The 22,470-nt window shown below is 68.5% G+C and carries 20 protein-coding genes; 9 read left to right on the top strand and 11 right to left on the bottom strand.

Going from position 1 to position 22,470, the window contains the following annotated elements; translation table 11 throughout:
- Nucleotides 1-46: 46 nt before the first annotated feature.
- From BM198_RS01935 to BM198_RS01915, 6 genes are all read left to right on the top strand, one after another.
- Entirely contained in the window at nt 47-592 is a 546-nt protein-coding gene (locus BM198_RS01935; RefSeq protein ID WP_394328317.1) for an RNA polymerase sigma factor, read from the top strand.
- Nucleotides 589-1,557 (top strand): FecR domain-containing protein, encoded by a 969-nt coding sequence (locus tag BM198_RS01930; protein ID WP_074967343.1) that lies wholly within the window; start codon nt 589-591, stop codon nt 1,555-1,557. Before BM198_RS01935 ends, BM198_RS01930 begins: the two co-directional genes overlap by 4 nt.
- Nucleotides 1,558-1,682: 125 nt before the next feature.
- Nucleotides 1,683-4,109: a TonB-dependent siderophore receptor gene (locus tag BM198_RS01925; RefSeq protein ID WP_074967341.1), complete on the top strand. Its 2,427-nt coding sequence runs from the start codon at nt 1,683-1,685 to the stop codon at nt 4,107-4,109.
- A gap of 67 nt (nt 4,110-4,176) precedes the next feature.
- Nucleotides 4,177-5,298: a PepSY-associated TM helix domain-containing protein gene (locus BM198_RS01920; protein ID WP_074967339.1), complete on the top strand. Its 1,122-nt coding sequence runs from the start codon at nt 4,177-4,179 to the stop codon at nt 5,296-5,298.
- Nucleotides 5,295-5,459, top strand: coding sequence for a hypothetical protein (locus BM198_RS30065; RefSeq protein ID WP_167368439.1), 165 nt, complete (start codon nt 5,295-5,297; stop codon nt 5,457-5,459). The genes BM198_RS01920 and BM198_RS30065 overlap by 4 nt, the downstream gene beginning before the upstream one ends.
- Before the next feature lie 66 nt (nt 5,460-5,525).
- Nucleotides 5,526-6,476 carry a Vgb family protein gene (locus BM198_RS01915; RefSeq protein WP_074967337.1) on the top strand — a complete coding sequence of 317 codons (951 nt, stop codon included), beginning with the start codon at nt 5,526-5,528 and terminating at the stop codon, nt 6,474-6,476.
- Between the two features lie 340 nt (nt 6,477-6,816).
- Here BM198_RS01915 and BM198_RS01910 read toward each other — a convergent pair whose 3' ends face one another.
- The 5 genes from BM198_RS01910 to BM198_RS01895 form a co-directional block, all read right to left on the bottom strand.
- Nucleotides 6,817-8,919 carry a TonB-dependent receptor gene (locus tag BM198_RS01910; protein WP_074967335.1) on the bottom strand — a complete coding sequence of 701 codons (2,103 nt, stop codon included), beginning with the start codon at nt 8,917-8,919 and terminating at the stop codon, nt 6,817-6,819.
- A 105-nt stretch (nt 8,920-9,024) separates the two neighbouring features.
- Entirely contained in the window at nt 9,025-9,183 is a 159-nt protein-coding gene (locus BM198_RS30060; protein WP_160158613.1) for a hypothetical protein, read from the bottom strand.
- A complete protein-coding gene (locus BM198_RS01905; protein ID WP_044409104.1) occupies nt 9,167-9,508 on the bottom strand; it encodes a hypothetical protein in 342 nt (113 codons plus the stop codon). Before BM198_RS01905 ends, BM198_RS30060 begins: the two co-directional genes overlap by 17 nt.
- 65 nt (nt 9,509-9,573) lie before the next feature.
- Nucleotides 9,574-10,941 (bottom strand): cell envelope integrity protein CreD, encoded by a 1,368-nt coding sequence (gene creD / locus BM198_RS01900; RefSeq protein ID WP_074967333.1) that lies wholly within the window; start codon nt 10,939-10,941, stop codon nt 9,574-9,576.
- Between the two features lie 191 nt (nt 10,942-11,132).
- Entirely contained in the window at nt 11,133-11,570 is a 438-nt protein-coding gene (locus tag BM198_RS01895; RefSeq protein WP_044409110.1) for a CBS domain-containing protein, read from the bottom strand.
- A 142-nt stretch (nt 11,571-11,712) separates the two neighbouring features.
- Here BM198_RS01895 and BM198_RS01890 point away from each other — a divergent pair, with 142 nt between their 5' ends.
- Complete coding sequence (locus BM198_RS01890) at nt 11,713-12,432, top strand: hypothetical protein (protein ID WP_044409113.1); 720 nt, start codon at nt 11,713-11,715, stop codon at nt 12,430-12,432.
- A 165-nt stretch (nt 12,433-12,597) separates the two neighbouring features.
- On the opposite strand, the gene creC is transcribed toward BM198_RS01890, so the two are convergent.
- The 4 genes from creC to BM198_RS01870 form a co-directional block, all read right to left on the bottom strand.
- Nucleotides 12,598-14,022: a two-component system sensor histidine kinase CreC gene (gene creC / locus BM198_RS01885; RefSeq protein ID WP_074967331.1), complete on the bottom strand. Its 1,425-nt coding sequence runs from the start codon at nt 14,020-14,022 to the stop codon at nt 12,598-12,600.
- A gap of 26 nt (nt 14,023-14,048) precedes the next feature.
- Nucleotides 14,049-14,741, bottom strand: coding sequence for a two-component system response regulator CreB (gene creB, locus BM198_RS01880; protein WP_044409119.1), 693 nt, complete (start codon nt 14,739-14,741; stop codon nt 14,049-14,051).
- A 79-nt stretch (nt 14,742-14,820) separates the two neighbouring features.
- Entirely contained in the window at nt 14,821-15,339 is a 519-nt protein-coding gene (gene rloA2, locus BM198_RS01875) for a retropepsin-like aspartic peptidase RloA2 (protein ID WP_074967329.1), read from the bottom strand.
- 110 nt (nt 15,340-15,449) lie between these two features.
- A complete protein-coding gene (locus BM198_RS01870) occupies nt 15,450-16,664 on the bottom strand; it encodes a cyclic di-GMP phosphodiesterase (protein WP_373323503.1) in 1,215 nt (404 codons plus the stop codon).
- A gap of 217 nt (nt 16,665-16,881) precedes the next feature.
- Here BM198_RS01870 and BM198_RS01865 point away from each other — a divergent pair, with 217 nt between their 5' ends.
- Both BM198_RS01865 and betT read left to right on the top strand, forming a co-directional pair.
- Nucleotides 16,882-17,775: an acyltransferase gene (locus tag BM198_RS01865; protein WP_044409125.1), complete on the top strand. Its 894-nt coding sequence runs from the start codon at nt 16,882-16,884 to the stop codon at nt 17,773-17,775.
- A gap of 311 nt (nt 17,776-18,086) precedes the next feature.
- Nucleotides 18,087-20,048, top strand: coding sequence for a choline BCCT transporter BetT (betT, locus tag BM198_RS01860; RefSeq protein ID WP_208610346.1), 1,962 nt, complete (start codon nt 18,087-18,089; stop codon nt 20,046-20,048).
- Between the two features lie 128 nt (nt 20,049-20,176).
- Here the strand turns inward: betT and fdhA are convergent, their stop codons facing one another.
- Together fdhA and purU are read right to left on the bottom strand one after the other, a co-directional pair.
- Entirely contained in the window at nt 20,177-21,376 is a 1,200-nt protein-coding gene (fdhA, locus tag BM198_RS01855) for a formaldehyde dehydrogenase, glutathione-independent (RefSeq protein WP_044409128.1), read from the bottom strand.
- A 186-nt stretch (nt 21,377-21,562) separates the two neighbouring features.
- On the bottom strand, nt 21,563-22,420 hold the full coding sequence (gene purU, locus BM198_RS01850; RefSeq protein ID WP_044409131.1) for a formyltetrahydrofolate deformylase: 858 nt from the start codon (nt 22,418-22,420) through the stop codon (nt 21,563-21,565).
- Nucleotides 22,421-22,470: the final 50 nt, after the last annotated feature.

Raw genomic sequence — 22,470 nt, 5'->3', positions numbered from 1 at the left:
TGCGGCACTTCGCCGCCATCGGCATAATTGCGAATCATTCTCGCTCATGATTCGTACTCAGCCGGAGGTGGCCGTGTCGTCGGTGGACCCCACAAACCAGGAACTGGCCGGTGCCCTGTACCGCGACCACTGCGCCTGGCTGCTCGGCTGGCTGCGCCGCAGCCTGGACAACCACCACCGCGCCGAAGACCTCAGCCAGGACACCTTCGTCCGCCTGCTGGGCAAACCCGACCTCGGCCAGGTGCGCGAACCCCGCGCCCTGCTCACCACCATCGCCCGGGGCCTGCTGGTGGACCACTTCCGCCGCAGTGCCCTGGAGCGGGCCTACCTGGAAGCCCTGGAACACCTACCCGAACCCACCCAGCCGAGCCTGGAGGAACAGGCGTTGATGCTCGAATCCCTGCGCGAGATCGATCGCCTGCTCGGCAGCCTCTCGGCCAAGGCCCGCGCCGCCTTCCTCTACAACCGCCTGGACGGCCTCGGCCACGCCGAGATCGCCGAGCGCCTGGGCGTCTCCGTGCCCCGCGTGCGCCAATACCTCGCCCAGGGCCTGCGCCAGTGCTACATCGCCCTCTACGGAGCGCCGCAATGAGCCCGGCGCCGGTGTCCGCCCGCGTGCTGGACGAAGCCATCCACTGGCAGCTGTGCCTCGGCTCCGGCGAAGCCAGCGCCCAGGAACGGGCCGAATTCAACCTCTGGCACGCCGCCAGCCCCGAGCACGCCCTCGCCTGGTCGCGGCTCAACGGCCTGGATGCGCACCTGGGCGCCGCCAGCAGCGCACCGGCCCGCCATGCCCTGCTGGAGGCCCCGCGCCACCGCCTGCGCAGCAGCGGCAGCGTGCTCGGCCTGTGCCTGGCCGGCGTGCTCGGGCTGCTCCTCGCCCAGCAGCACCGCCCGTTGGGGGACTGGCTGGCCGACGAAATGACCGCCAGCGGCGAGCAGCGCCAGCTGCGACTGCCGGACCACAGCCAGGTGCACCTGAACAGCCGCAGCGCCCTCGACATCCAGTTCGACGGGCCGCAGCGGCGGCTCTACCTGCGCAGCGGCGAGATCCTCGTCGAGACCGCCCACGGCGACCCGCGCCCCTTCGTGGTCGCCACTGAACAGGGCGAGCTGCGCGCCCTCGGCACCCGCTTCCTGGTGCGCCGCGAAGGCCAGGCCACCCGCCTGGTCGTGCTGCGCTCCGCCGTCGCCGCACACCCCGCGCAGGCCGAGGACGAACGCATCATCGGCGAAGGCCAGCAGGTGCTGATGCAGGCCGACGCCCTGGGCCGCAGCGAGGCCGCCCCGGTGGGGGCCGACGCCTGGAGCCGCGGCATGCTGGTCGCCGACAACGTCCGCCTGGCGGACCTGCTGGAGCAGCTCGGCCAGTACCGCCGTGGCTACCTCGGGGTCGACCCGGCGGTGGCCGACCTGCGCATCAGCGGCAGCTTCCCCCTCGGCGACACCGACCAGGCCCTGGCCGCGCTGCCGCCCAGCCTGCCGGTGCGCATCGAGCGGCACACCGGCTGGTGGACCCGCGTAGTGCCCGCCCACCGGACGCCCCCGCCCCCGTAGCCCGTGCTTCAGCCCGGGGGCGGTCGCCGTGCGGCACCCGATTTTTTTTCACAGCCCCTATCACTTTTCCATCCTGGCTCGGCAAGGAGTCATTGAGACTTATTTCCTATCAGGAGTCGCTCGCAATGACGTTTGCCTTCCGCCCCAGCCTGCTCGCAGGCGCCATCCTCCTGGGCAGCCTGGCGCCTCACGCCAGCGCCGATACCCAGCAATACCGGCTGCCCGCCGCGCCCCTGGCCAGTACCCTGAACCGCATCGCCAGCGAGGCCGGCATCGTCCTCAGCATCGATCCGGGCCTGACCACCGGCAAGACGGCGCAGCCCGTGCAGGGCGAGTACTCACCGGTCGACGCACTGAATGCCGCGCTGAACGGCAGTGGCCTGCAACTGCTGCAGAACGGCGGCAGCTACAGCCTGGCCGCGCTGCCGCAAGACGCCATGGTCCTGCCGAGCACCAACATCGACGGCGCCGTCGCCAGCGAAAGCGCCTGGGGGCCCACCACCGGCTACCTGGCCCAGCGCACCGCCGCCGGCACCAAGACCGACACCGCCCTGGCCGAGGTTCCGCGCTCGATCTCCGTCGCCACCCGCGAGCAGATGCAGGCGCGCAGCATCCACAGCCTCGACGACGCGGTGAAGTACATGCCGGGCATCGTCTCCAGCAGCTTCGGCAGCGACACCCGCTACGACTGGATGCGCGTACGCGGCTTCGAGCCGACCCACTTCCTCGACGGCCTGCCGCTGCCCCGTGGCGTGTACGCCAACCCGAAGCCGGAAACCTGGAACCTGGACCGCCTGGCCCTGCTGCGTGGCCCGGCCTCCTCCGTGTACGGCCAGACGCCGCCCGGTGGCCTGCTGGACATGGTCAGCCGTCGCCCGAGCGCCGAGACCCGCCATGAGATCGAGGTGCAGTACGGCAGCGACAACCATCGCCAGATCAACTTCGCCAGCACCGGCCAGATCGATGACCAGGGCCAGTTCCTCTACGGCCTGAGCGGCGTGGTGCGCGATAGCGGCACGCAGATCGACCACGTCGACAACAAGCGCTACAACCTCGCTCCCAGCCTGACCTGGAACATCGACCCCGACACCACGCTGACCCTGCTCTCGCAGTTCACCCGCGACGATACCGGCACCACCAGCCAGTTCCGTCCGATCCAGGGCACCAAGATCGACATGCCCTTCGGCAAGATCTCCCACCACAAGAACCTGGGCGATCCGGACTACGACTTCTACGACCGCACCTACTACGCGCTGGGCTACGCCTTCGAACATCGCTTCGACGACGTCTGGCAGTTCCGCCAGAACCTGCGCTACACCAAGTCCGAGCTGTCGTTCCAGACCGTCACCGTCAACAGCTACATCCCCTCGCTCGCCGGTTCCGGCTACGTGGTCGACGCCAATGGCAACGTCGGTCGCAACAGCACCAACACCGATGAGGCCATCAGCCAGTTCGCGGTGGACAACAACTTCCAGGCCGACTTCAGCACTGGCGAAATCGACCACACCCTGCTGCTCGGCCTCGACCACCAACGCATCGAAACCGACTACATGTCGGTCTTCGGCACCGCCTTCAACGGCTACGCCCCGCCGGACATCAACGTCAACAATCCGGTGCACGGCCAGCCCATCGTCCGCCCGCCACGCTCGCTGGCGTACTACGACTACAACCAGAAGACCGTCCAGACCGGCCTCTACGTCCAGGACCAGATGGCCCTCGACCAATGGCGCCTGACCCTCGGCGGCCGCGAGGACTGGGTGCACACCGGCACCACCTTCCTCAACCAGGGCGATGCCACCAACACCGAGCGCGACAAGGCCTTCAGCGGCAACGCCGCCCTCAGCTACGTGTTCGACTCCGGCTTCACGCCTTACCTGTCCTACGCCGAGTCCTTCCAGCCCACCAGCAACGCCACCGCCTCGCCGACCGACTCGTTCAAGCCCACCGAAGGCAAACAGTGGGAACTGGGCGTGAAGTACCAGCCGCCCGGCAGCGACATCCTGCTGAGCGCCGCCGTCTACGACCTGACGCAGCAGAACGTCTCGGTCACCCACCGCATCAACGGCACGCCGGTCACCAGCCAGGACGGCGAAGTGAAGGTCAAGGGCCTGGAGCTGGAAGCCGTGGGCAACGTCACCGACAGCCTGAAGCTGATCGCCTCCTACACCCAGGCGAAATCCGAAGTGCAGGACGGCGAGTACAAGGGCAAGCGTCTGCAACTGATGCCCAACCGCCAGGCCTCGCTGTGGGCCGACTACACCTGGCACAACGGCGTGCTCGACGGCTTCGGCATCGCCGCCGGCGCCCGCTACACCGGCAACACCTTCGGCGACCAGGCCAACAGCGAGCTCGGCTTCGCCAAGTCCTACACCGTGTTCGATGCCGCCGTGCACTACGACCTCGGGCGCCTGGACAGCAGCCTGAACGGCGCGTCGCTGGCGCTCAACGCCACCAACCTGCTGGACAAGGACTACCTCTCCACCTGCGACGGCTACTACTGCTACTACGGTGACGAGCGCAGCGTCGTCGCCAGCGCCACCTACCGGTGGTGAGCCCCTCGCCCCACGCCACGCACCACCGAGGCCGCCCGCCGGGCGGCCTCGGGCTTCCGGACGAATCATGAAAACCACCACCCTCCGCCGCTGGTCCTTCGTCCACACCTGGACCAGCCTGATCTGCACGGCCTTCCTGCTGCTCCTGGCGCTGACCGGCCTGCCGCTGATCTTCCACCACGAGATCGACCATCTGCTGGGCGACGCCCCGGTATTGCGCGAGATGCCGGCGGATGCGCCGCGCCTCGACCTGCAGCAGCTGGTGCAGGCCGCCGAAGCCCACCGCCCCGGCGAGGTGGTGCAGTACCTGGGTTGGGAGGACGACGAGCCCAACGGCGTGGTGGCCATCACCGCCGCCACCGCCGGCACCGAGCCCAACTCCTCGCACACCTTCATGCTCGACGCCCGCAGCGGCGAGCCGGTGGCCATGCCCTCGGCCAACGGCGGCTTCATGATGACCATGCTGCGCCTGCACGTGGACCTGTTCGCCGGGCTGCCGGGCAAGCTGCTGCTGGCCTTCATGGGCCTGTTGTTCGTGGTGGCGATCGTCTCCGGCGTGGTGCTCTACGCCCCCTTCATGCGCCGCCTGGAGTTCGGCACCGTGCGCCACGAGCGCTCCCCCCGCACCCGCTGGCTGGACCTGCACAACCTGATCGGCATCGTCACCCTCACCTGGGCCCTGGTGGTCGGCGTCACCGGGGTGATCAGCGCCTGCGCCGACCTGGTGATCGCCGCCTGGCGCAACGAGAGCCTGGCCGCCATGGTCGAGCCCTACCGCGACGCCCCGCCGCTCACCGACCGGGCCCCGGCCACGCGCCTGCTGGAGATCGCCGCCCGAGCGACGCCGGGCATGGCGGCGGACTTCATCGCCTTCCCCGGCACGCGCTTCTCCAGCGAGCACCACTATTCGGTGTTCATGAAAGGCAGCAGCCACCTCACCTCGCACCTGTGGACGCCGGTGCTGATAGACGCACGCACCCTGGAGGTGACGGCCGTCGGCGAGCGCCCCTGGTACATGGACGCCCTGGCCATGTCCCAGCCGCTGCACTTCGGCGACTACGGCGGCCGGCCCATGCAACTGCTATGGGCGGCGCTCGATGTGCTGACCCTCATCGTCCTCGGCAGCGGGCTCTACCTGTGGTGGGCACGCCGACGCGCCCCGGCACGCCGGCAGGAGGCCACGGCATGAACCTGACGTGCACCTTCGCCGTGCCCGCCATGCTGGCCGCGCTGACCGCCACCGGCCTGGTGGGCGCCCTGCTCGGTGACGGCATCTGGGACGCCCTGGCCTGGGTCGGCCTGGGCATCCCGGTCGCCCTCGGCGTGCGGCCCTTCCTGCGGCGCCGCTGAGCCGGGCGGGCGAACCCTCGGCGCGGGCAGGCGTCCATAGGGAGATATTCCTGACTGGAGGTCGCCATGATCCGCGCCCTGGCCGCCGGCCTGATCGCCACCCTGCTCGCCCTGCCCGGCTTCGCCGCCGAGGTCCACTACTACCCGCTGCCGCCGGGCAGCGCCCCCCGTGACGTGGCCCCGGCCACCGACGGCCGGGTCTGGTACACCGCCCCCGCCCTGGGCCTGGTGGGGCTGCTGGACCCGCTCACCGGGCAGAGCCAGCCCATGGCCCTCGGCGCCGGCTCCAGCCCCCGGGGCGTGGTGGTGGCCGAGGACGGCGCGGCGTGGATCACCGATGCCGGCCTCAACGCCCTGGTGCGTGTCGACCCTACCGGCCCCACGCTCAAGCGCTACCCGCTGCCCGGCCAGCTCGGCGACGCCGGGCTGGTGGCCGCCGCCTTCGATCGGGACGGGTTGCTCTGGTTCACCGGCCAGAACGGCGTCTACGGCCGCCTCGACCCACGCAACGGTGACCTGAAGACCTGGCCCGCTCCGCGCGGCGCCGGCCCCTACGGCATCACCGTCACGCCCAACGGCGAGGTCTGGTACGCCAGCCGCGACGGCCGCCACATCGCCCGCATCGACCGCGTCAGCGGCGAAGCCGAGGTGATCGACAGCCCCGGCGGCGGCGAAGGCCCGCAGCGGATCTGGAGCGATGCCAAGGGCACCCTGTGGGTCAGCGAGCGCGGCAGCGGCCAGCTCAGCCGCTACGACCCCCTGGCCAAGGCCTGGACCCACTGGGCGCTGCCCAGCGCCGACGCCGAGGCCCATGCGCTGTACGTCGACGAGCAGGACCGGCTCTGGCTGAGCGACTTCCGCAGCAACGCCATCCTGCGCTTCAACCCCTTCAGCCAGCGCTTCACCCGCTTCCCCAGCGACCAGGCCGACGCCCGCGTCCTGCACCTGGCCGGACGCATCGGCGAAGTCTGGGGCGCCGAATCCAACCGCGACCGGCTGGTGGTGATCAAGGAATGAGCGCGCACGGCGCGACCCGTAGCCCGGGCTTCAGCCCGGGAACGGTGCCGATGATCCAGGCCCCATCGCGAATGAATTCGCACAAAGCGGCACATCGCGGCCTCGTGCACAGCTTGTTTCATTCGCCATGGGCACTCGACACAGCCACGGATGGTGGATCGATGAAGCGCGATCCACCCTACGGCACGTCTTGAGCGGCAATGGCCTTCGTAGGATGCGGTGAGGCCACGAACCGCATCGCGTCGGGGCGTGGTGTGGATGGCGTCCCATCCACCCCACGCTCGGCCCCAGCGCTTTTCGTAGCCCGGACTTCAGTCCGGGGACGTGGGCACCGGGCACTTCAGAAGCGATACGCCAGGGTGGTCATCAGGGTGCGGGGGTCGCCGGGCATGATCTGTACGGCACTGGTGGCGGTGCTGTAGTAGGTCTTGTCGGTCAGGTTGGTGAGGGCGGCGTGCAGGTCCCAGTGCTCGACCCGGTAGCCCAGCAGCGCGTCCCAGCGGCCGTAGCCGGGCAGCACCACGGTGTTGGCGTTGTCGGCGTAGCGGTCGCCCACCAGGGTCACGCCGGTCTCGCCGTAGAAGCCCTGCTCGGGCTGCCAGCCAATGAACAGGCTGCCGTTGCGCTTGGCGACGTTGCCGATGCGCTTGCCTTCGAAGCCGTTGTTGTCCTTGACGATGGTGGCGTCCTGCAGGCCGATGCCGCCGCGTACCACCCAGTTGCCGTACAGCCGCCCGGTGGCGGTCAGCTCGGCGCCCCGGGAGCGCTGCAGGCCGGAAAGCAGCACGTTGCCGGGGTTGTTCGGGTCGCTGGTGCGGCGGTTGTACAGCTCGATCTCGTACAGCGCGAAGGTGGTGCTGAGGCGGTCGTCGAGCCAGTCGCTCTTCACCCCCACTTCCTTCTGCCGGGTCAGTTCCGGGTCGAGGGCGTTGGTGTTGCCCGCTGCGCCGGCGGTGATGCCGATCAGCCCGCCCCCCACCGGGGCGTAGCTCTTGCTGAACGAGGCGTAGAAGGAATGCTCCGGCACGGGCGTCCAGACCAGCCCGACGCGGGGGCTGAGGCTGTCGTCCACGCGGCGTTCGCGGCGGCCGTTGAGGCGGTTCTCGGAGTCCACCTCGAAGTGGTCGTAGCGCAGGCCGAGCAGCACCTGCCAGTGCTCGTCCAGACGCACCTGGTCCTGCAGGTAGAGCGCGCGGCTGTCGATGTGGTGCTGGGCATCGCTGCTGGCGACCATGCGGCCGGTGTGCTGGCGGCCGGTGTCGGGGGCGAAGATACCGAGGGCCGGCACGGCGTTGGCCGCGCCGGTGGCGTTGGTGTAGAGCTTCGGGTTGCGCTGCTGGCTGCCCAGTTCGACGCCGGTGAGCAGGCGGTGCTCGATGTCGCCGGTCATCACCAGCCCTTCCAGCTCGACGCTGTTGAACAGGTTGCGGGTGGTCAGGTCCTGCTGCCAGCGGGCGCGGCCGACGGTGCGGGCGGTGGCGTTGACGCTGGTGACGTAGGTGTTGTCGAAGCGGCTGTCGAGCATGAACAGCCCGAGGGTCTGGCGCAGTTGCCAGTCGGGGCTGAGGTCGTAGGTGAGGCGCGAGCGCAGGGACTGGGCCTTGTCGTCGATGTAGTCGCGCTGCGGGTCGCCGTAGGTGGTGTCGCGGCCGACGTCGGCGGGACGGCCGTTGAGGCCGGGGATGCCACGGTCCGGGGTGCGGTTGTGGCGGCTGTACTCGTACTGCACCAGCCAGTTGAGGTCGGGGCTGAGTTGCCAGCTCATGGCCGGGGCGAACAGCTGCCGGCTGGAGTCGATGCCCTTGCGAAAGCTGTTGGCGTCCTGCTCGCCGAGGTTCAGGCGCAGGGCGATGTCGTCGCTGGCGTCGGCGCTGAGGTCGGCGTACAGGCTGCGGTAGTCCTGGCTGCCCAGTTGCGCTTCGATGGAGGAGCCGAGGCCGGCCTGGGGCTGCTTGCTGATGCGGTTGACCAGGCCACCCTGGCTGCCACGCCCGTAGAGCACGGCGGCCGGGCCCTTGAGCACGTCGATGCGTTCGATGTTGTGCAGGTCGCGGGTGTACTGGCTGTCGTCGCGCAGGCCGTCGAGGTAGAAGTCGTTGCTGGCGTCGAAACCACGGATGCGCAGGCCGTCGAAGCGGGTGTCGCTGGCGTCGCTGACGTTGGGCAGGCCGCTGAGCACCTGGCCGATGCGGGTGGCGCCGTAGTTGAGGGCGTCCTGGGTGCGTACCGAGTCGATGGCCTGGGGCACGTAGCGCACCGGCGTGGCGGTGCGGGTGGCGGTGGAGACCTCGCGGGTGCGGGTGTCCTGGCTGCCCTTGCCCTCCACTTCGATGGCCGGCAGGTCGGTGGAGGCGCCGGCTGCGAGGGCCAGCGGTGCCATCAGGGTGGCGGCCAGGCCCAGGGCAATTCGGGAAAGGGTGGAGGGATGGGCGGGGTGGTGCATGATCGGCGTCCGGATCGTGGGGAAAGGGCGCAGATGATATTTATTTGCATTTGATATTGATAGCCATCTGATACCGATTCCCTACAATCCCGACACATCGCACCTTCACCTGCCCGGCTGGGGCTGCGGCTCGCCCCCTTGCCGCCGGGCCGGCTGCCGCACACCGGTCACGCCTTCCGGGGCCACCTGGTAGCCGGGGAAATGCAGGGCGATGCGTGCGGCGAGCAGCCGGGCCTGCCGGCGTTCCTCAGTGAGCGGTCCCATCGCAGGCCTCCTCTTCGTCGTCATCGCGGCGGTACCAGAAGCGGAACAGCCCGTAGCCCAGCACCAGTGCGACCTGGGCCAGCGCGGCGCACATCTGCAGGAAGGAGTTGACGGTGGGGTTGGTGCGGGCCTCCATCACGCCGGTGAGGGCGTGCCAGAAGCCGTCCGGGATGACGGTGAGGGCCAGGCTGGCCAGGGGCTTGCCGGTCAGCAGCCAGATTTCGATGACGCCGAAGCCGTTGGCGAACATCAGGCCGCCGAGGATGAACACCGAGATCACCAGCCCGAGGGCGAAGCAGGCGGAGAACTGGAACAGTGCGCGCATGGTGGGTCTTCCTTCAGTAGGCGGCGCGGCGGTGTGCCGCGCCGGGGGTTGGGATCAGCCTGGGCTCAGGCCTGGGCTGGGGCTTGGGCTGGGAACGGGGCGGCGGGGCGGCCAACGGCGTACCAGTCGAGCTTGCGGGTCAGCACCATCACGCAGGCCAGCAAGCCGAACACCAGCAGCGAGCCCATCAGCAGGGCGTAGTCCTCGGCGCTGAGCAGGCCGTAGAGCATCCCGTACAGCGCGGCGAGGCCGGCGGTGAAGCCGCCACCGCGCACCCAGCTGTGCAGCACGCTGCTGACGTAGATGCCCACCAGGAGCACGCAGGCCGAGGCGGACAGCGCATAGGCCAGGCCGAACGCCAGGTGCTCGGAGAGCGACAGCAGCAGCAGGTAGAAGAACGCCAGGGCCAGGCCAACCAGGCCGTACTGCACGGGGTGGACGTTGATGCGCTTGAGCACTTCCACCAGGAAGAAGCCGGCGAAGGTCAGGCAGATGAACAGCAGGGCGTACTTGATGGCGCGGTCGCTCTTCAGGTACTGGTCCACCGGGTCGACGAAGCTGACCCCGAACACCCGGCTGTTGAAGGCCTGGCAGCGGTCCTCATAGGCACAGTCGGCCAGGGCCTGCTGCAGGTCGGTGGCGAAGAAGCTGGTCTGCCAGCGGGCGGTGAAGCCGTCCTCGCGCACCTCGCGCTCGGCGGGGAGGAATTCGCCGACGAAGCTGGGGTGCGGCCAGGGCGACTTCAGCTCCACCTGGCTGTCACGCCCCACCGGGGTGATGTGCAGCGATTCGGTGCCCTGCAGGTTGAGGGTGAAGCCGTAGTTGAGGGTCTGGGCCTCGCCGCTGGCCAGGTGGGGCAGCGGTACATGCACGCCGCTGGCCAGGATCGGGTCGCCGCTGCCGGGCTGGAAGTCCAGGCTGCGGCCGTTCAGCTCCAGCTTGAGGGCGTTGTTGATGCCACGGATGTCGCTGATGCCCACCGCCAGGAACGGGGTCTCGAACTGGTAGTCCTCCAGCCCTTCCTCGATGCCGAAATGCGCCGGCACGGCGAATTCACCGCTGATGCGGCTGTCGCTCTTGTACAGCCGGGCCTGGTAGATGCCACGGGTCAGCAACTGGGTGTCGACATCGCCCTGCAGGTGGAAGCGCTCGGGCAGGAAGAACAGCCGGCCGCGCTGCTCGCGCTCGTCCAGGTAGCGCTGGCCGGTCTTCTCGTGGGTCTTCCACTCGCGCACGGTGCGGCGGAACGGCACCACCAGCAGCGGGCCGGTCACCTGCTGGGCGTAGCTGGAGCTCTGCGCGATGTTGGCCTGCACGCTGTCGCGGGCCATCTGACGCTCGTCGATCAGGCCGTCGATCATCAGCAGCGGGATCAGCAGCAGCAGGATCAGCAGGGCGATGGCGCCCAGCTTGAAGCCCAGGGTTCGGGTCATCTCGGACTCTCCTCATGTGTTGGATGGGAAAAGTCTGGAACGCGCCTGGGGTGGGGCTATGGGGGGAATGTGGAGTTTGTGTGGGAATTGGGTGAAGAGCCGGGATCGCTACGCGATCCCGCCGGCCGATCACCCTGAGCGAAGCGCTGGGCTGACGGTGGGCTGAAGCCCACCCTACGGGAGCAGGGCGGTCAGCACGACCCGCGGATGTACTGCTCCAGGTGCTGGATCAGGCTTTCCTGCTCGGCAGTGATGTCGCGCACCAGGTCGCGGATCGACAGCAGGCCGATCACCTTGCCTTCGTCCAGCACCGGCAGGTGGCGCAGGTTCTTCTCGGTCATCAGCTGCATGCAGAACTGGTTGCTGTCCTTCGGGCCGACCACGTAGAGGTTGGAGGTCATGATCTCCTGCACCTCGGTGCCGTAGGAGGAACGGTCCTTGGCGGCCACCCGGCGCACGTAGTCGCGCTCGGTGACGATGCCCACCAGTTCGTCGCGCTCCATCACCAGCACGGCGCCGATGCCCTTCTCGGCCATCAGCTCGGCCGCTTCCAGCACGGTGGTGGTGGGGTCCACGCGGTAGATCGTCGTGTGGGCTTTGCCCCGCAGTATTTCGGCAACGGTCTTCATCGGCTGCTCCCGGTTTTCTCGTGGTCGTGTGCACCGCGTTCCATCACGGCGGCGAACTGAGAATAGTCAATTGTGGGCGCCCGCAAAGGGCGGCAGAATCGCCGCCAGTCGGCCCTCCTGGCCGTTCGGAAATGGAGATTCCATGCCCCCTCGCAAGACCCTCTTCGCCCTCGCCGCCCTGTCGCTGCTCATGCTCGGCGGTTGCTCCAGCAAAAGCTTCGTCACGCCCGACCACGGCGTTTCCCTGGCCGGCATCGATGACGCAGACATCGAGGAACTGTTCAGCAAGAAACCTGCCAGCCCCTTCCCGGCCCAACTGAGCATCGTCCGCGTGGCCAGCCTCTACCGGGACGGATTCGAGGTGGTGCAGACCCGCGACATCGAGTCCGACGCGGACCTGGCGCGCATCGCCGGACAACCCCTGATCAGCCAGGCCGCGCCCCTGAGCCGCTTGCTGGTGCCCAATGACATGAAGAGCCTCAAGGACCTGCGCCTCCCGGCCGCCCACATGCGTTCGGACCTGCTGCTGGTCTACACGGTGGACACCCAGTTCTATGTCGACAGCACCCCGCTGGGCCCGCTGACGGCGGTGTCGCTGGGCTTCCTGCCCAATCACCAGGCCCATGTCACCAGCACCGTGGCCGGCATCCTGGTGGATGTGCGCAGCGGCTACATCTACGGCTCGACCGAGGCCACCGCCCAGGAGGAACAGCGCGCCAGCACCTGGTCCACCGAAGACGCCGTGGCCGAGTCGAGGAACCGTGCCGAGAAAGCCGCGTTCACCCGCTTCAGCGAGGGTTTCCCGGCGTTCTGGCAGGGCGTGCTGGCGAAGTACGCGAAGAGCCCAGCGGCGTCCCAGTAGAAACCTCCCCTCCCGGGCTGAAGCCCGGGCTACGCCCCAGCTCCGTTGGTGGATGGGAAAAGCGCCACCGACACGGGTTGAGCGCAGCGCGGTTGTAGGGTGGGTCGCGCTCCATCGACCCACCGAGCGGGGCCGGATATTTGCACCGAAATGGTGCACAGACGTTCAGACAGCGGGCAGCCGCAGGCGGACTTCGACGCCGCCTTCGCGGTTTTCCACCCGCAGGGCGCCGCCGTGCAGGTTGGCCACTTCCTGCACGAAGTTGAGGCCGAGGCCGGTGCTCTTGCGCCCGCTGCCGGGGCGCGGCAGGGAGTAGAAGCGCTCGGTGAGGCGGGCCAGGGCGTAGTCGGGGATGGCGTCGCCCTGGTTGAACAGGCACAGCGTCCAGTGGCTGCCCTCGCGCTCGGCAGCGAAGCGGATGAGGCCGCCGGGGGGCGTGAAGTCCAGGGCGTTGTCCAGCAGGTTGGCCAGGGCCTGGCGCAGCAGGAAGCGCTCCCCCTTCACCTCAACGTCGTCGCCGATGGCGTCTTCGACGCGCAGGCCGGCGGATTCGATGCGCGCCGCCTGGGCCTGCACCAGCTCATCCACCATCGGCGCCACCGGCACACTGACGCGCTCCTCCAGGCCCTGGCGCTGCTCGACCTGGGCCAGGTACAGCAGGCGTTCGATGAGTTGCTGCAGGCGCGCGCCCTCGCCAGCGATGTTGGCGACGAAGCGCTGCCGCTGCTCGGCGGGCATGTCGCCCTCCAGCAGTTCGGCGGCGCCCCGGATGGCCGCCAGGGGGCTCTTCAGTTCATGGGTCAGGGTGTGCACATAGCGCTCGACGTAGGCCTTGCCCTCCAGCTCGGTGCGCATGCGCTCCACGGCACGGGCCAGCTGGGTCAGTTCGCCGCCGCTGAGGCTGGGCAGTTCGGCCCGCTGCCCTTCGCTGACGGCCTGGGCATAGCGGGTCAGGCGCCGCAGGGAGCCGCTGAGCCACCAGGAGAGCAGGCCGCCGATCAGTAGCCCGAGGACGATGAGGCCGGCGCCGAGCCAGGCCAGGCGCACCTGGGAGCGGTAGATGTAGGGCTGCAGCGAGCGGTTGGGCTTGGCCACCGAGACCACGCCGATGATCTTCCCGTCGGCACGGATCGGCGCCGCCACGTACATCACCGAGGAGTCGGGGTCGGCCGGGTCTTCACGGGTGGAACGGGCGCCGTACTGGCCGCGCAGGGTCAGCAGGACGTCGTTCCAGCCGGAGTAGTCCTGGCCCACGGCCTGGCCGGTGGAGTCCAGCAGCACACGGCCGGTGCCGTCGGTGACGTAGATGCGGTGGTTGACCTCGGTCTTGCGCACGCCCCAGATCTCGGCGCCGGGCTGGCGCTTGCCATAGGCCTTGAGCAGCTCGGGCAGGTTGCTCTGGGTGAGGGTGCCGTCGCGCACCGGGTCGCGGAGGATCTCGGCCAGCAGGTTGGCGGTGTCCACCAGGGTTTCCTCGGTGGACTGGCGCACACCGGGGCGGATCTCGTCCATCACGGTACTGAGCACGAAGTAACCGGCCAGGCCGACGAAGAGGAAGTAGACCAGGAAGATTCGGATGCCCAGTGGCATGGCAGGTCCTCGGGGCGCGGGCGGGCTCAGGCGCGGGGGTCGTAGCTGTAGCCGAGCCCGCGGTGGGTCTGGATCGGTTCGGCATCGGCGACCTGCCGCAGCTTGGCGCGCAGGCTCTTGATGTGGCTGTCGATGCTGCGCTCGTAGCCGGCGTCGCTGGCCACGCCGAGGGCGTCGAGCAGTTGCTCGCGGCTGAACACCCGTTCCGGCTGGCCGAGCAGGTGCTGCAGCAGGCGGAATTCGTGGCGGGTCAGGGCCAGCAGCTGGCCGTGGTAGTGGATGCGGAAGCGCTCCAGGTCCACCTGGAAGGGGCCGTCACCAGCAGGAGCTGCGGGGGCGGCCGGGGCCGGCTCGCGGGGGGCCATGCGTTTGAGGATGGCGCGGACCCGGGCGGCCACTTCGCGGGGGCTGAAGGGCTTGACCACGTAGTCGTCGGCGCCGATCTCCAGGCCCACCACGCGGTCGATCTCGGCATCGCGGGCGGTGAGGAAGATCACCGGCACTTCGGAGAAGCGCCGCAGCCGGCGGCAGGCCTCGAAGCCGCTGATGTCGGGCAGGCCGACGTCGAGGATGACCAGGTCGAAGGGCTCGTGGGCCAGGCGCTCCAGGGCCTCGCCCGCCAGGCTGAGCCAGGTGACGGTGAAGCCTTCGGATTGCAGGGCGTAGACGAGGGTGTCGGCGATGGCGGCTTCGTCTTCGACGATGAGGATGCTGGGCATGGCGTCCGTGCGAGGCGGCGGGAAAGCCGGCAGGGTGCCGTCGGGCCCGGGCGGCGTCAATCCCGCCCGGGCCGACGGTTCAGCACTGCGGCTTGCCGGCGGTGTACTTGCGGCCGGGGTAGATGGCGGCGCGGAATTCGCGCAGCGCCTTGGCGCCGATCAGCAGCGGGTAGTTGAAGCTGCTGCGGTCGGTGAGGTTGACCTCGACGGTGCGCTTGGTATCGCCCAGGCACATTTCCAGTTCGATGACCGGGCGCTTGGACGGGTCGGCCTTCTCGCGCTCGTCGTCCTCTTCATCGCCGGCTTCCTCGGCGCGGGTCTTGATCTTGCTGATGCGCGCCAGGCGGTGTTCGTAGAGGGTGTCGTCGGCGTCCTTGGTGGCCAGGCGGAAGCGCACCCACTCCTCGCCGTCGCGCTTGAAGCGCTCGATGTCCTTGGCCGAGAGGGAGGCGGTGAGGGCGCCGGTGTCCATCTTGGCCTTGAGGGTCTGGCCGATCTCGGGCAGGCGGATGTATTCGTAGCGGCCGTAGAGGTCAGGCTCCTCGGCGGCGAATACCGGCAGGGCGAGCAGGGTCAGCAGGGCGAGCAAGGGTTTCAAGTCGGTCTCCTCGGCGTGGGGCGCGGTGGGCGGTTCTGTCGACGGGGCACGTGCGCCGGCAGGTTCTGGGACCGGCACGACGGGCCTTTGGTTCGGCGGTGTCGCGCAGTCTACCCGCCCACCTTCTTCAGGCGCACCCCGCCCCAGAGTTCCTCAAGGTTGCGGAAGCCCCAGTCCTCGGGGGATTCGCGGGCGACGATGCGGTCGCGGCCCTGCATGGTGGCGAGGTCAATCACCTCCTGGGGGATCGGCACCTTGGAGCGGGCGGAGAAGAACACCCGCACTTTGGGCATCAGCAGGGAGCCACTGCCCTGCTCCAGCACCACGCCGAGGCGCCCGCTCTCCAGGCGCACCAGGGAGCCGGTGGGGTAGATGCCGACGCATTTGACGAAGGCCTGGAAGACCTTGGGGTCGAAGTGACCCTTCGTCCACTCGGCCATCTTGTGCAGGGATTCGGCCGGGTCCCAGCCCTTCTTGTAGGGGCGGTCGGAGGTGATGGCGTCGTACACGTCGCACACCGCGCCCATCCGCGCCAGCAGGCTGATCTGCTCGCCGGCCAGGTGATGGGGGTAGCCGCTGCCGTCGAATTTCTCGTGGTGGTGCAGGCACACGTCCAGCACCAGCGCGCTGACCTGATGGCTCTCCAGCAGGATGCGTGCGCCGGCCATGGGGTGGCCGCGCATGGTGGCGAACTCGCTGTCGGTGAGCTTGCCGGGCTTGTTCAGCACGGCGTTGGGCACGGCCATCTTGCCGATGTCGTGGAGCAGCCCGGCGAGCCCGGCCTCGCGCACCTGGGGCTCGGGCAGGCCGAGCTGGCGGGCCAGGGCGATCATCAGGGCGCAGACGGCCACCGAGTGCATGTAGGTGTATTCGTCGGAGTTCTTCAGCCGCGCGAGGCTGATGAGGGCATTGGGGTGGCGCAGCACCGAGGCGGAGATTTCCTCCACCAGCCCATCGGCCTGGCTCAGCTCCACCACCTGGCCGAGCCGGGCGTCCTTGAACATGGCCATGACGGCGGCGCGGGAGCGCTCGCACAGCGCCACGGCCCGGGCCACCTCGTCTTCAAGGCTGACGGGGCGCGCGGCGGCGTTGTCGGGGTGGTTGGCGGCCAGCAGCTGGGCGTCGGCCTCTTCGTTGGCCTGCTCGGCCGTGACCTGGGCAGCAGCCTGGTCCGGGGCGAGGTCGAGGCCCTTGGAGGTGTCGATCCAGACTTCGGTGACGGCGCTGTCGAGAATGCGCGCCAGGTCCTTCTGGGACTTCAGCAGGAAGCTGCTCTTCCAGAAGGGGTGGTCCATCCATGAGCCGCAGAGTTCCTGAACGTACATGCCCGGACGCAGGTCCGACACAGCGATCTTCTTCAACACGATGGGCACCGATGGAAACACACGAGAAACCAGGAACGAGGGCGATGATGCCTGATGGCCAGTGGCCGGAACAGCCGTTTCGCCTGACTTTATCTGAGGAAGGGGATGAGTGTCTTGGCAGCCGTTCACGCCTGCGTATCATGGCAACGCCACCCACAGGCCAAGGAGCCATGGACCCATGAGGGCGCTGCTGACCGGTATCACCACCATCCTCCTCGTGCTGATCAACACCCTGGCCCTGATCGGCCCGATGCTGCTGATCGCCCTGCTCAAGCTGGTGCTCCCCGGCCAGGCCCTCAAGGACGCCTGCTCCCGCGCGGTGATGGGCATCGCCGAGGCCTGGGCGGAGAACTGCAAGCGCATCTTCGCCCTGCTCACCCCCACCCGCTGGGACATCCGTGGCGGCGAAGGCCTGCGCAACGACACCTCCTACCTGGTGGTGTCCAACCACCAGTCCTGGGTGGACATCCCCGCGCTGGTTCAGGCCTTCAACCGCAAGGCGCCCTACTTCAAGTTCTTCCTCAAGCAGGAGCTGATATGGGTGCCCTTCATCGGCCTGGCGTTCTGGGCGCTGGACTACCCCTTCATGAAGCGCTACTCCAAGGCCTTCCTGGCGAAGCACCCGGAGATGAAGGGCAAGGACCTGGAGATCACCAAGGCTGCCTGCGAGAAGTTCAAGCGCCTACCGGTCACCGTGGTGAACTACCTGGAAGGCACCCGCTTCACCCCCGCCAAGCAGGCCCAGCAGGGCTCCCCCTACCGCTACCTGCTCAAGCCCAAGGCGGGCGGCGTGGCCTTCGTGCTGGCGACCCTGGGTGAGCAGCTGGATGCGATCCTCGACGTCACGCTGATCTACCCCGGCCAGCAGGTGCCGGGCTTCTGGGCCCTGGTGTCGGGCCAGGTGCCGTGGGTGATCGTCGACATCCAGACCCGCGACCTCGACCCGTCCCTCTGGCAGGGCGACTACGAGAACGACCCGGTGTTCCGCCAGCACCTGCAGGACTGGGTGAGCCGCCTGTGGTCCGAGAAGGACGCCCGCATCCACCAGTTGCGCAGCGAACTGCACGGCTGACCCTCGCGGCCGGGCGCCCGCCCGGCCCGCCCCGCTGCGCTTTCCGACGAAGCGTCGCAGCCCCCGTACCACCCGGTCTGAAGCCTTGTCTGAAATGGCTGTAGAGCGCGCCGCCATTGGCGTTGACGCGCTTTAGCGTGTTTATATTGAACGCACGATCAATTTAAAAGGAACCCCGTCCCCGCTCCCGCACTCTCACCCGAATGCCCGAATCCGCGTTAAAGGAGATGCCGCTTGCCGACACCCTCGACCACCCACGCAGGGGGAACCCTGTGAACACCTCGACCCAAGCTTCCACCCCGTCCCTGCGCATGAACGCCCCGGTGCTGATCGGCTCGGCGGCCTTCGTCCTCATCTTCGGCCTGGCCGCCACCCTGTTCGCCGAACAGGCCGGTGAATGGCTCGCCCGCGCCCAGGCCTGGGCCTCCGGCAGCGTCGGCTGGTACTACCTGCTGGCGATGACGCTGTACCTGGTCTTCGTGGTGGTCACCGCGCTGTCCGGCTATGGCCGGATCAAGCTCGGTGCCGACCACGACGAGCCCGAGTTCAGCTACCTGTCCTGGGCCGGCATGCTGTTCGCCGCCGGCATCAGCATCACCCTGTTCTTCTTCTGCGTGTCGGAGCCGCTGACCCACTTCGCCCAACCGCCCAAGGGCGAGGCCGGTGGCAGCGAAGCCGCGCGCCAGGCCATGCAGCTGCTGTTCCTGCACTGGGGCCTGCACGGCTGGGGCGTGTTCGCCCTGGTGGCCATGGCCCTGGCCTACTTCGCCTACCGCCACAACCTGCCGCTGGCGCTGCGTTCGGCGCTGTACCCGCTGATCGGCAAGCGCATCAACGGCCCCATCGGCTACACCGTGGACGCCTTCGGCATCATCGCCACGGTGTTCGGCCTGGGCGCCGACATGGGCTTCGGCGTGCTGCACCTCAATGCCGGCCTGGACTACCTGTTCGGCATTCCCCACGACCAGTGGGTGCAGGTGGCGCTGATTGTGCTGATGATGGGCGCCGCCGTGATCGTGGCCGTCAGCGGCGTTGAGAAGGGCGTGCGGGTGATGTCCGACGTCAACATGCTGCTGGCCTGCTCACTGCTGCTGTTCGTGCTCTTCGCCGGGCCCACCCAGCACCTGCTGAACATGCTGGTGCAGAACCTGGGCGATTACCTGGGGGCACTGCCAACCAAGAGCTTCGACCTCTACGCCTACGACGGCGGCACCCGCTGGCTGGGCGACTGGACGGTGTTCTACTGGGCCTGGTGGATCGCCTGGGCGCCCTTCGTCGGGCTGTTCATCGCGCGGATTTCCCGCGGTCGGACGATCCGAGAGTTCGTCTTCGGCGTGCTGTTCATTCCCCTGGGCTTCACCCTGGCGTGGATGTCGATCTTCGGCAACAGCGCCCTGGAGCAGGCCTTCAACGGTGCCAGCGACCTGGCCACGGTGGCGGTGAACGAACCGTCCATGGCCATCTACCACCTGCTGGAAAGCTACCCGTGGAGCCGCGCGGTGATCGCCGTGACGGTGTTCATCAGCTTCGTGTTCTTCGTCACCTCCGCCGACTCGGGCACCGTGGTGCTGTCCACCCTCTCCTCCCGGGGTGGCGCGGTGGACGAGGACGGCCCGCGCTGGCTGCGGGTGTTCTGGGGCGCACTGACCGCGCTGATCACCATCGGCCTGCTGTTCGCCGGCAGCATCGACGCGCTGAAGTCGGCGGTGGTGCTCACCTCCCTGCCCTTCTCGCTGATCCTGCTGCTGATGATGTGGGGGCTGCACAAGGCCTTCTATCTGGAGTCCCAGCGCCAGCGCGCCCGCCTGCATGCGCCCTCGCCGGTGGACCAGCGCTCGCCCCGGCGCCGCAGCGGCTGGCGCCAGCGCCTGGCCCAGGCGGTGCATTTCCCCTCGCGGGACGAGGTGTACCGCTTCATGGAGGAACAGGTGCGACCGGCCATGGAGGCCCTCGCCGAGCAGTTCCGCACCCGTGGCCTGACGGTGGAAACCCACATGGACCCGGCCGGCGCCAGCCTGAGCCTGGAGGTGGGCCATGGCGAGGAACACCCGTTCCTCTACCGGGTGGTGATGCGCGGCTACTTCACGCCCTCCTTCGCCGTCGCCGGGCTGGACGCGCGCAACCGCCAGAACCGCCGCTACTACCGCGCCGAGGTGCACCTGGCCGAGGGCAGCCAGGACTACGACCTGGTGGGCTACAGCCGCCAGCAGGTGATCGACGACATGCTCGACCAGTACGAGCGGCACCTGCAGTTCCTGCACCTGGTGCGTTGACTGCAGCCCCGGGCGAACGCCCGGGCGCCCTCCTGTCAGCCGCCCATAAAAAAGAGGAGCCGTCATGGCTCCTCGAAGGACAGGTACTGCGCCGGTAGAACGCAGCACCAGGGGTTGCGGCTCAGGCCTCAGGCGGCGCTGAAGGTCTTGTGCGGGTCGATGACGAATTTCTTCGGCACGCCGGCATCGAACTCGCCGTAGCCACGGGGCGCGTCATCCAGGCTGATGACCTGCACGCCCACCACTTCGGCGATGTTGATGCGGTCCCACATGATGGCCTGCATGAGCTGGCGGTTGTATTTCATCACCGGGGTCTGGCCGGTGTGGAAGCTGTGGGACTTGGCCCAGCCGAGGCCGAAACGGATGCTCAGGCTGCCGATCTTGGCGGCGGCGTCCACGGCGCCCGGGTCTTCGGTGACGTAGAGGCCGGGAATACCGATCTTGCCGGCCACACGGGTGACCTGCATCAGCGAGTTGAGCACGGTGGCCGGGGCTTCGTGCTGGGCACCGGCATGGCCGTGGCCACGGGCTTCGAAGCCCACGGCGTCGACGGCGCAATCCACTTCCGGCTCGCCCAGCAGGTCGGCGATCTGCTCGTGCAGCGGAGTGTCCTTGGACAGGTCGGCGATCTCGAAACCGACGGCCTTGGCGTGGGCCAGGCGCACCGGGTTGACGTCACCGACGATGACCACGGCCGCGCCCAGCAGGCGGGCGGAGGCGGCAGCGGCGAGGCCCACCGGGCCGGCACCGGCCACGTAGACGGTGGAGCCCGGACCGACGCCGGCGGTGACGGCGCCGTGGTAGCCGGTGGGCAGGATGTCGGAGAGGCAGGTCAGGTCGCGGATCTTCTCCATCGCCTTGTCGCGCTCGGGCAGCTTCAGCAGGTTGAAGTCGGCGTAGGGCACCAGCACGTACTCGGCCTGGCCACCGGTCCAGTCGCCCATGTCGACGTAGCCATAGGCACCGCCGGCGCGGGCCGGGTTGACGGTCAGGCAGACGCCGGTGTGCATCTCCTTGCAGGAGCGGCAACGGCCGCAGGCGACGTTGAAGGGCACGGACACCAGGTCACCGATCTTCAGGTTCTCGACGTCGCTGCCCTTCTCCACCACCTCGCCGGTGATTTCGTGGCCGAGCACCAGGCCGACCTGGGCGGTGGTACGGCCGCGCACCATGTGCTGGTCCGAGCCGCAGATGTTGGTGGAGACGACCTTCAGGATCACGCCGTGCTCGATCTTCCTGCCACGGGGGTCCTGCATCTTCGGGTAGTCGATCTTCTGCACTTCGACCTTGCCCGCTCCGAGATAAACGACACCACGATTACCAGACATGCATGAATCTCCTTTGTTGTTGTGGATACAAAGGCGCGGCCTGGGCCACGCGGCCTTGTACTGGAGCTTGTGTCTGTTGCCGGAGCCGCCGGGTGGAACTGGCAGGGCGGCTGCCGAAATCTGTAGCCGGACGCACATCCGGGGTCTGGCACGCGCCCGGGCCGAGGCCCGACCACGTCTGCTGGTTCAGAGCACCACAGTGCGGTTGGCGTTGAGGAACACGCGGCGCTCGATGTGGTAGCCCACCGCCTTGGCCAGGGTCAGGCATTCGATGTCACGCCCCTTGGCCACCAGGTCCTCGGGGTAGTGGGCATGGTCCACCGGTTCGACCCCCTGGGTGATGATCGGGCCCTCGTCCAGGTCGTTGTTGATGTAGTGGGCCGTGGCGCCCACCAGCTTGACCCCCTTCTGGTAGGCCTGGTGGTAGGGCTTGGCGCCCTTGAAGCCGGGCAGCAGGGAGTGGTGGATGTTGATGGCCCAGCCATCCAGGCGCCGGCACAGCTCGGGCGACAGCACCTGCATGTAGCGGGCGAGCACCACCAGCTCGGCACCGGTGTCCTCGATCACCTGCAGCACGCGCCGTTCCTGGGCGGGCTTGTCGTTGGGGTCGAGGGGGAAGTGGTGATAGGGGATGCCGTGCCAGCGGGCCAGCGGCTCCAGGTCGGGGTGGTTGGACACCACGGCCATCACGTCCATCGCCAGTTGGCCGATGCGCTGGCGGTAGAGCAGGTCATGCAGGCAGTGATCGGCCTTGGAGACCATGATCACCACCTTGGCCCGGTAGCCCGGCGGGGTCAGCTCCACCTGCATGTCGAAGGGCGCCACGCGGGCGGCCAGGCCGGCACGGAAGGCGGCCTCGTCGAAGCCGTCGGGCTGGCGGAACTCGACGCGGATGAAGAAGCGCGCGGACAACCGGTCATCGAACGAATGGTGCTCGGTGACGTAGCAGCGCTGCTCGAACAGGTAGCCGGTCACCGCGTCCACCGTGCCGAGCACGCTGGGGCAGTGGGCGGTGAGGATCCAGGTATCGGGGGTGCGGCTCATGTCGGGGCCTCGGTAATCCGTGCTGTCAGGGGGCGCAGGGGGGAGGACGC

Origin of the sequence: Metapseudomonas otitidis, from assembly GCF_900111835.1 — a bacterium.
Lineage (GTDB): Bacteria > Pseudomonadota > Gammaproteobacteria > Pseudomonadales > Pseudomonadaceae > Metapseudomonas > Metapseudomonas otitidis.
This window is presented reverse-complemented; position numbering and strand designations above follow the sequence as displayed.

Bases quoted from the DNA above. Each gene is read 5' to 3' on its own strand.
- BM198_RS01935 (WP_394328317.1), top strand. From the start codon at position 47: ATGATTCGTACTCAGCCGGAGGTGGCCGTGTCGTCGGTGGACCCCACA.
- BM198_RS01930 (WP_074967343.1), top strand. From the start codon at position 589: ATGAGCCCGGCGCCGGTGTCCGCCCGCGTGCTGGACGAAGCCATCCAC.
- BM198_RS01925 (WP_074967341.1), top strand. From the start codon at position 1,683: ATGACGTTTGCCTTCCGCCCCAGCCTGCTCGCAGGCGCCATCCTCCTG.
- BM198_RS01920 (WP_074967339.1), top strand. From the start codon at position 4,177: ATGAAAACCACCACCCTCCGCCGCTGGTCCTTCGTCCACACCTGGACC.
- BM198_RS30065 (WP_167368439.1), top strand. From the start codon at position 5,295: ATGAACCTGACGTGCACCTTCGCCGTGCCCGCCATGCTGGCCGCGCTG.
- BM198_RS01915 (WP_074967337.1), top strand. From the start codon at position 5,526: ATGATCCGCGCCCTGGCCGCCGGCCTGATCGCCACCCTGCTCGCCCTG.
- BM198_RS01910 (WP_074967335.1), bottom strand. From the start codon at position 8,919: ATGCACCACCCCGCCCATCCCTCCACCCTTTCCCGAATTGCCCTGGGC.
- BM198_RS30060 (WP_160158613.1), bottom strand. From the start codon at position 9,183: ATGGGACCGCTCACTGAGGAACGCCGGCAGGCCCGGCTGCTCGCCGCA.
- BM198_RS01905 (WP_044409104.1), bottom strand. From the start codon at position 9,508: ATGCGCGCACTGTTCCAGTTCTCCGCCTGCTTCGCCCTCGGGCTGGTG.
- creD (WP_074967333.1), bottom strand. From the start codon at position 10,941: ATGACCCGAACCCTGGGCTTCAAGCTGGGCGCCATCGCCCTGCTGATC.
- BM198_RS01895 (WP_044409110.1), bottom strand. From the start codon at position 11,570: ATGAAGACCGTTGCCGAAATACTGCGGGGCAAAGCCCACACGACGATC.
- BM198_RS01890 (WP_044409113.1), top strand. From the start codon at position 11,713: ATGCCCCCTCGCAAGACCCTCTTCGCCCTCGCCGCCCTGTCGCTGCTC.
- creC (WP_074967331.1), bottom strand. From the start codon at position 14,022: ATGCCACTGGGCATCCGAATCTTCCTGGTCTACTTCCTCTTCGTCGGC.
- creB (WP_044409119.1), bottom strand. From the start codon at position 14,741: ATGCCCAGCATCCTCATCGTCGAAGACGAAGCCGCCATCGCCGACACC.
- BM198_RS01870 (WP_373323503.1), bottom strand. From the start codon at position 16,664: ATGTACGTTCAGGAACTCTGCGGCTCATGGATGGACCACCCCTTCTGG.
- BM198_RS01865 (WP_044409125.1), top strand. From the start codon at position 16,882: ATGAGGGCGCTGCTGACCGGTATCACCACCATCCTCCTCGTGCTGATC.
- betT (WP_208610346.1), top strand. From the start codon at position 18,087: ATGAACGCCCCGGTGCTGATCGGCTCGGCGGCCTTCGTCCTCATCTTC.
- fdhA (WP_044409128.1), bottom strand. From the start codon at position 21,376: ATGTCTGGTAATCGTGGTGTCGTTTATCTCGGAGCGGGCAAGGTCGAA.
- purU (WP_044409131.1), bottom strand. From the start codon at position 22,420: ATGAGCCGCACCCCCGATACCTGGATCCTCACCGCCCACTGCCCCAGC.